Here is a 6558-nt window from a genome sequence, read left to right as displayed (position 1 = left end):
GCGTCGCGCGCGACGCCGTCGCGCTCTTCACCGAGGTCGGCTTCGACGACGTCGAGGCCGACGGCCGCCCGACCCGGCTGAGCCGCTGCTCGGCCGAGGACTGCGGCCTGGTGTTCTACGACTCGTCGCGCGGCGGGACCCGGCGCTGGTGCTCGATGCAGCGGTGCGGCAACCGGGCGAAGGTCCGGGCGCACCGCGCCCGCCGCGCAGCGGCGTGAGCAGGCGCTGAGCACGGCCTAACCGCCTCCCGTCCGCCTTCGGCGAGCGGTCACGACACCCCGCTCGCCTCTGCCGAGCGGTCACCAGCCGTCGCCCGACGGCCTCGCAGCCGACCGGTCGTGACCAGCCGACGCGACGCAAGCGACGAGTCGCGACCAGCCACCGGCCCTCCGCGAGCGGTCACGACACCCCGCTCGCCTCTGCCGAGCGGTCACCAACCGTCGCCCGACGGCCTCGCAGCCGACCGGTCGTGACCAGCCGACGCGACGCAAGCGACGAGTCGCGACCAGCCACCGGCCGGGAGGCGCGTGGCAGCGCCGCCACGGGCCTCCCGTCCGCCTTCGGCGAGCGGTCACGACGCCTCGCTCACCTCTGCCGAGCGGTCACCAACCGTCGCCCGACGGCCTCGCAGCCGACGGATCGCGACCGCCCGAGGCACGCTCACGGGCGTGGTGGCCACCGAACGCAGCATCCGCGAAGAAAAAGATTCGGCACACCGAATCCTCTGGCAGGATCGGTGCATGACCGACACTGCCAGCACCCGGCTCGACGAGCGCCCACCCGGCGCCCCGCGTCGTCGTGCAGCCGGCCTCACCCTGCTCGGACCGGCCTTCGTCGCAGCCATCGCCTACGTCGACCCGGGCAACGTCGCCGCCAACCTGACCGCCGGGGCCGAGTACGGCTACCTGCTGCTCTGGGTGCTCGTGGCAGCGAACGCCAGCGCCGTGGTGGTGCAGTACCTGTCCGCCAAGCTCGGGGTGGTGACGGGCAAGTCGCTGCCCGAACACCTGGGCCTGCGGATGCGGCGCGCGCCGCGCCTGCTGTTCTGGGGCCAGGCCGAGATCGTGGCGGCAGCGACCGACATCGCCGAGGTCATCGGCGGCGCGCTGGCCCTCTACCTGCTCTTCGACCTGCCGCTCGTGGTCGGCGGGATCATCACCGGGCTCGTCTCGATGCTGCTGCTGACCCTGCACAGCCGCCGGGGCACGCGCCTGTTCGAGACCGTGGTGACGGCGATGCTCGCGATCCTGACGGTGGGCTTCTGCGCCGGGCTGCTGTTCGCCCGCGTCACACCCGCAGACCTGGTCGCCGGGCTCGTGCCGCGGTTCGAGGGCGCCGGGTCGGTGCTGCTCGCGGCCTCGATGCTCGGCGCGACCGTGATGCCGCACGCCGTGTACCTGCACTCGGCGCTCGCCCGGGACCGTCACGGGGACGTCCCCGCCGGGCCGGAGCGTCGCCGGGTGCTCGTCGCGACCCGGTGGGACGTCGGGCTCGCCCTGATCGTCGCGGGTGGGGTGAACATCGCGATGCTCGTCCTCGCCGCGGCCACCCTGCCGGGCGTCGCGGGCACCGACTCGATCCCCGGGGCGCAGCGGGCCATCGCCGAGAACGTGGGCCCGGTCGTCGGGGTCCTCTTCGCCGTCGGACTGCTGGCGTCCGGACTGGCCTCGACCTCGGTGGGCTGCATGGCCGGAGCGGAGATCATGCAGGGGCTGCTGCACGTGCGGATCCCGCTGGTGGCCCGGCGGGCGATCACCCTGGTGCCCGCGATCGTGCTGCTCGCGCTGCACATCGACGCGACGATGCTGCTCGTCGTCAGCCAGGTGGTGCTGAGCTTCGGGATCGCCTTCGCGATCGTGCCGCTCGTGGTCTACACGTCACGGCGGAGCGTGATGGGCACCGACGTGAACGCCGCGATCACCCGCGTGGTGGCGTGGGTGATCGCGGCGGTCATCGTGGCGCTCAACATCGCGCTGGTGGTGCTCACCCTGACCGGCTGAGGCACACCGGTCAGGGCGCGGCGGTCGTCACGCGACGACCTGGACGTCCTTCCAGAACGCGACGTAGCCCGAGTAGTCCTTGCCGACACGCTCGAACGACGACGGGATCGGCGTCGGGTACGACCACGCGCGGTCCTGCAGCGCCTGGCCGTCCACGTTCACCGTGAAGTACTGGGTGTCGCCCTTCCACGGGCAGTGGTACTGGGTGGGGCTCTCGGTGAAGAGCTCGGTCTTCACGCTCGACGGCGGGAAGTACCAGTTGCCCTCGATCTTGATGAGGTCCTCTTCCGGGGCCTCCGCGATCACCGTGTCGCCGACGACTGCCTTCATGGCGTTGCTCCTTCGCTCGCTGGTTCCGTGACGGGGCGAACGCTACGCGCGCTCCCCCGATTCCCGCAGGACGGGCAGGTCGGGGCCTGCGGCGAGCGCCGCGTGCACGTCGTCCCGGCTCAGGACGGCGGCTCCCTCGGACGCGCTGACCAGGTGCCGCACGGCACGGCGGAGCCCCGTGTACGCCGCGCAGGCCGCAGCGGCCTCGGGTGAGGTGTGGTCGATGCCGACCTCGGTGAGTGCGTCGACGACGGCTCCGGCGGCGAGCAGGTCCTCGACGGCAAAGTCGGGTGCGTCGGCGACGTCGACGGACTCCCCCGCCGCCTCGGCCGCGTCGTCGAGGGTCGCGGTGTGGTGCAGCCCGGCGGCCACGATCGCGACGACGCATCGGTCACCACGTGCGGCCTGGAGGCCCGTCACCCGTTCCGCGACCGCCGCCGCGTTGCCGAGGTGGCCGAGCACGACCTCCGGACCCTCCGGCAGCTGGGCGCTCACGTTCCGGAGCGCGCGCCGCTGCGCGGCGGCGTCGGGGCTCGGCGGCAGGGCGTCGACCCAGACGAGCAGGTGGGTGCCGTGGGCGATGCGTGCCGCGCCTCCGGGACCCCACGCGAACCGGACCTGGTACTTCTCCTGGGTGCGTTCTGCCACGTCCGTCACGATAGCCGTCCGGGCGATGCTGTCCCTCTCCACAGGGTCGCCGTCCGACCGGGTTCCGCCAGGGTCGGCGACCGTAGGATGCATGGTCATGGAGATCGCCCCCGTGCCCACACTGACCGGCGACCGTGTGACCCTCGAGCCCCTCGGGCAGGAGCACGCGGAAGACCTGCGGGCGGCGGTCGCGGACGGCGATCTGTGGCGCACCTGGTACACCTCGGTGCCCGCTCCGGCACAGGTCGAGGCCGAGATCGACCGGCGGCTCGCCGAGCACGAGGCCGGCCGCATGGTGCCCTTCGCCGTGCGGGACCGCCCGACCGGGCGGGTGGTGGGCGCGACGACCTTCATGAACATCGACACGGGCAACCGTCACGTCGAGATCGGCAGCACGTTCCTGGCGAAGTCCGCCCAGCGCTCGGGGATCAACACCGAGTCGAAGCTGCTCATGCTCTCGCACGCGTTCGAGGCGTGGCAGTGCATCGCGGTCGAGTTCCGCACCCACTGGCACAACCTGCAGTCGCGCGCGGCCATCGCGGGCCTCGGCGCCAAGCAGGACGGCGTGCTCCGGAACCACGCGATCGGCCGTGACGGCACCCTGCGCGACACCGTGGTCTTCTCGGTCATCGCGTCGGAGTGGCCGGCCGTCCGGCTCGGACTGGCCGAGCGGCTCCGCCGGCACGACCGCGCCGAGGGGTCCCGCCGCCGGTCGGCCCGGCACGCCTGATCCCCGCGCCGCGACGGGCGTGATGCCCGCATGGGCGACGCACGGAGCAGCGCCCAGCCCGCGGGCGTAGCGTCACCGGCATGCACGTCGGCCTCCGGATCGTCCTCGACGCGCCGGTCGAGGCCGTGCGCGATGCCCTGCTGACCCCGTCCGTGATGGTGGCGGTGACGAAGCCCTTCCTGGCGTACCGCTCCCGCGATCCGCAGGGGTTCCCCGAGCGGTGGGAACCCGGTCACCCGCACCCGATCACCGCGGACGCCTTCGGCCTGGTACCGAGCGGTGACACGCACGTCGACCTCGACCTGTACGAGATCCAGGGGGTTCCCGTGCAGCGCGACAACGGCGGCGGCACGTCCGGGCTGTTCGGCCGGATGACGATGTCGCACCGGATGGCCGTCCTCCCCGCACCGGGTGGCCGGACCCTGCTGCTCGACCGCCTGACCTACCGCATGCGACCGGCCGCCCTCGGCCTCACCCTGTGGCCCGGCATGTGGGTCATCTGGCAGTGGCGGGCGTTCCGGATGCGTGCCCTCGCGCCCACCTGGCGGACCGACGGCGCGTGACGCGACGCGGGTCGGGCCTCCCGTCCACCGCGCAGCGGGCGTAGCCTCGTCCACGTGAGCCAGACGCGCCCCCAGGAGCCGACGACCGACGACCGCGTGCGAAGCACGTTGGCGACGACGGATTGGCGGCGGATGACGTTCGACCTGTACCGCCGCGTCCGCGCCACCCCGGACCCCCAGACGGCGCACGCGCTGTGGCGGGAAACGCGCGACGCGATGTTCGCGGAGCACCCGGCATCGCCGCTGCTCGACGAGGACGCCCGCGGCTTCGAGTCCCTGCCGGTGCCGGACTACGACCCGGCCTGGCGCTTCCAGGTCCGCATCGAGGCCACGGAGCCCGCCGAGTTCGACTTCGAGACCGGCACCGACGGCGTCGTCCACTTCGACCGCCTCGGCCTGGTGCGGGTCCCCGGTGTCGGCACCCTCGACGTCTGGAAGCACGGCGGCTACGCGGGCGGGGTGTTCGTGCCCGTCAAGGACGCCAGCGCCGGCAAGGCCCGCGGCACCTACGGCGGCGGCCGCTACCTGCTCGACACCATCAAGGGCTCGGACCTGGGCGGCGACGACCTCGGGTCGCTCGTGCTCGATTTCAACTTCGCCTACAACCCGTCGTGCGCGTACGACCCGGCGTGGGCGTGCCCGCTCGCCCCTCCGGGCAACACCGTGCCGGTCCCGATCCCCGTCGGCGAGCAGTACGACTTCTAGGGTGGAACGCATGACAGGACTCGTCGCGCTCGACGTCGGCGGCCGCGTGCCCCCGTTCGAGCAGGTCCGATCGCAGATCGCCGCGCAGATCGCCGCCGGGTACCTGGTGGACGGCGAACGGCTGCCGAGCGTGCGGGGGCTGGCGGACGAGCTCGGCCTCGCCGCCGGCACCGTCGCGAAGGCCTACCAGCTGCTCGAGGAAGCCGGGCTCGTGCACACCGCACGGGGCGCCGGCACCCGGGTGGTGCGGCCGGCAGCGGTCCCGGACGCCGTGGCCGAGGCCGCTCGTGCCCTGGCCGGCGCGGCGCGCTCGGCGGGGCTGTCGGCGGACCAGGCCGCGACCGCGTTGCGCGAGGCCTGGCCGGCGTAGGGCTGCGCGGGACGGGCGGGAGCGGCTGGCGCTTCCGGGCGTACCCGGTCGTTCCGGGCGTACCCGGGTCGGGAGTTCCGACCCGCTCCGCCCGATTCCACCAGGAATCGCACGCGTTCTGGGAAGGAACGCCCGAGCGATCAGCAGCGCTTGTAGACGTACGCGTCGTCCTTCGGGGTCACCAGGTCGCGGTCGCGCAGGATCGTCATGGCCGGACGGCTCTTCAGCGTGCACACCGACCCCCACGAGCGCTTGAGGGTGTCCGAGTACTCCACGTCGATGACCCGCCCGCCGTAGGCCTTCGTGTACGCCGCGCACTCCCGGTACTGCACGCACTCCTCGGCGACGACGAAGTCGAACCCGGTCTGCTTCCGGCCGGATGCCCCGAGCTGCGGTGTGTTCTTCTGCCCGACGGCCAGGCCGTGCCGGTGTCCCTTGGCGACGAGCGACTTCGCGAGCGCCAGGTTGCCGGACCGGGTGAGCCGCTTGCCACTGCGGGTCCAGGAGTCGAGGTTGTCGAACTCGACCGCGTCGAACCCGCGGTCAGCGCAGCGGGCGACGGTCTTCGCGAGCACCTTCGTGATCAGGGCACGCTTGGCCGACGTCCGGGTGTCGAGGAGCATCTCGTCGGGCCACCCCGGGTCAGAGACCGGCTTGCCCGCGCGGTCGCGGAGGATCGCCGACGGGTAGGACTTCTTCCACGTGCGGGCGGCCTCGGGCTGCGTCTGGAACCCGTTGACGTAGCAGATGTTGTACTTGCCCTTGGCCGGGCGGTCGGTGCTGTCGCGCTCGACGATCGTGACGCCGGACGGCGGGGTGTAGCCGCCGCCGAGCTGGTAGTCCACACGGCCCGAGGTCGGCAGGTTCCGGTAGCTGGCGGCCGCGCTCGTCGTGGCGGCCTCCGCGCAGCCGGCGGTGCCGAGGACGGCCACCAGGGCCATCGCGGTGGTCAACAGGACGGTTCGCATGCGCACCCCGGAATCCTCGCATGCGCGGGGAACCACCCGGCCCTCGCTGATCCGGGCATGTGCACGCTATGCTGGTCGTACTCGAGGCGCCGATCGCCTCGTGCGTCGTACGGACGCCCCGAACTCCCGACCACCTGTCTCCGGACTCCGGTCGATGATCGAGCACCTCACGAAGGTGCCCAGGCTTCTCTGCTGCGGCGACTGCGCCAGCCACATCCGTTGGCGCGCATCCCGCCCGCGCGCT

At 72.8% G+C, this 6558-nt stretch carries 9 protein-coding genes; 6 read left to right on the top strand and 3 right to left on the bottom strand.

Going from position 1 to position 6558, the window contains the following annotated elements; all coding sequences use genetic code 11:
- The coding region (locus H489_RS0118270) for a CGNR zinc finger domain-containing protein (protein ID WP_031259162.1) at positions 1-218 on the top strand (218 nt) is incomplete at its 5' end.
- Positions 219-740: 522 nt separating this feature from the next.
- Positions 741-2000, top strand: a complete 1260-nt coding sequence (locus H489_RS22195) for an Nramp family divalent metal transporter (protein ID WP_017885856.1) — start codon at positions 741-743, stop codon at positions 1998-2000.
- A gap of 27 nt (positions 2001-2027) precedes the next feature.
- On the opposite strand, the gene H489_RS22190 is transcribed toward H489_RS22195, so the two are convergent.
- Together H489_RS22190 and H489_RS22185 are read right to left on the bottom strand one after the other, a co-directional pair.
- Positions 2028-2330 carry a DUF427 domain-containing protein gene (locus H489_RS22190; RefSeq protein ID WP_017885855.1) on the bottom strand — a complete coding sequence of 101 codons (303 nt, stop codon included), beginning with the start codon at positions 2328-2330 and terminating at the stop codon, positions 2028-2030.
- Between the two features lie 42 nt (positions 2331-2372).
- The gene (locus tag H489_RS22185) at positions 2373-2978 is read right to left on the bottom strand and encodes a 2-phosphosulfolactate phosphatase (RefSeq protein ID WP_031259161.1); all 606 of its coding nucleotides are present in this window, start codon (positions 2976-2978) and stop codon (positions 2373-2375) included.
- Positions 2979-3069: 91 nt separating this feature from the next.
- Here H489_RS22185 and H489_RS22180 point away from each other — a divergent pair, with 91 nt between their 5' ends.
- From H489_RS22180 to H489_RS22170, 4 genes are all read left to right on the top strand, one after another.
- Positions 3070-3708, top strand: a complete 639-nt coding sequence (locus tag H489_RS22180) for a GNAT family N-acetyltransferase (RefSeq protein ID WP_017885853.1) — start codon at positions 3070-3072, stop codon at positions 3706-3708.
- Positions 3709-3788: 80 nt separating this feature from the next.
- Positions 3789-4271 carry a hypothetical protein gene (locus H489_RS36585; RefSeq protein WP_017885852.1) on the top strand — a complete coding sequence of 161 codons (483 nt, stop codon included), beginning with the start codon at positions 3789-3791 and terminating at the stop codon, positions 4269-4271.
- Positions 4272-4403: 132 nt separating this feature from the next.
- Positions 4404-4976, top strand: a complete 573-nt coding sequence (locus tag H489_RS22175; protein WP_017885851.1) for a DUF1684 domain-containing protein — start codon at positions 4404-4406, stop codon at positions 4974-4976.
- A gap of 10 nt (positions 4977-4986) precedes the next feature.
- The gene (locus tag H489_RS22170) at positions 4987-5346 is read left to right on the top strand and encodes a GntR family transcriptional regulator (RefSeq protein ID WP_031259158.1); all 360 of its coding nucleotides are present in this window, start codon (positions 4987-4989) and stop codon (positions 5344-5346) included.
- A 140-nt stretch (positions 5347-5486) separates the two neighbouring features.
- Here H489_RS22170 and H489_RS22165 read toward each other — a convergent pair whose 3' ends face one another.
- The gene (locus tag H489_RS22165; RefSeq protein WP_152427143.1) at positions 5487-6314 is read right to left on the bottom strand and encodes an endo alpha-1,4 polygalactosaminidase; all 828 of its coding nucleotides are present in this window, start codon (positions 6312-6314) and stop codon (positions 5487-5489) included.
- Positions 6315-6558: the final 244 nt, after the last annotated feature.

This window comes from Curtobacterium flaccumfaciens UCD-AKU (assembly GCF_000349565.1).
GTDB lineage: Bacteria > Actinomycetota > Actinomycetes > Actinomycetales > Microbacteriaceae > Curtobacterium > Curtobacterium poinsettiae.
Note: the sequence above shows the minus strand (reverse complement) of the source record. Positions and strands in the feature narration are given on the sequence as shown.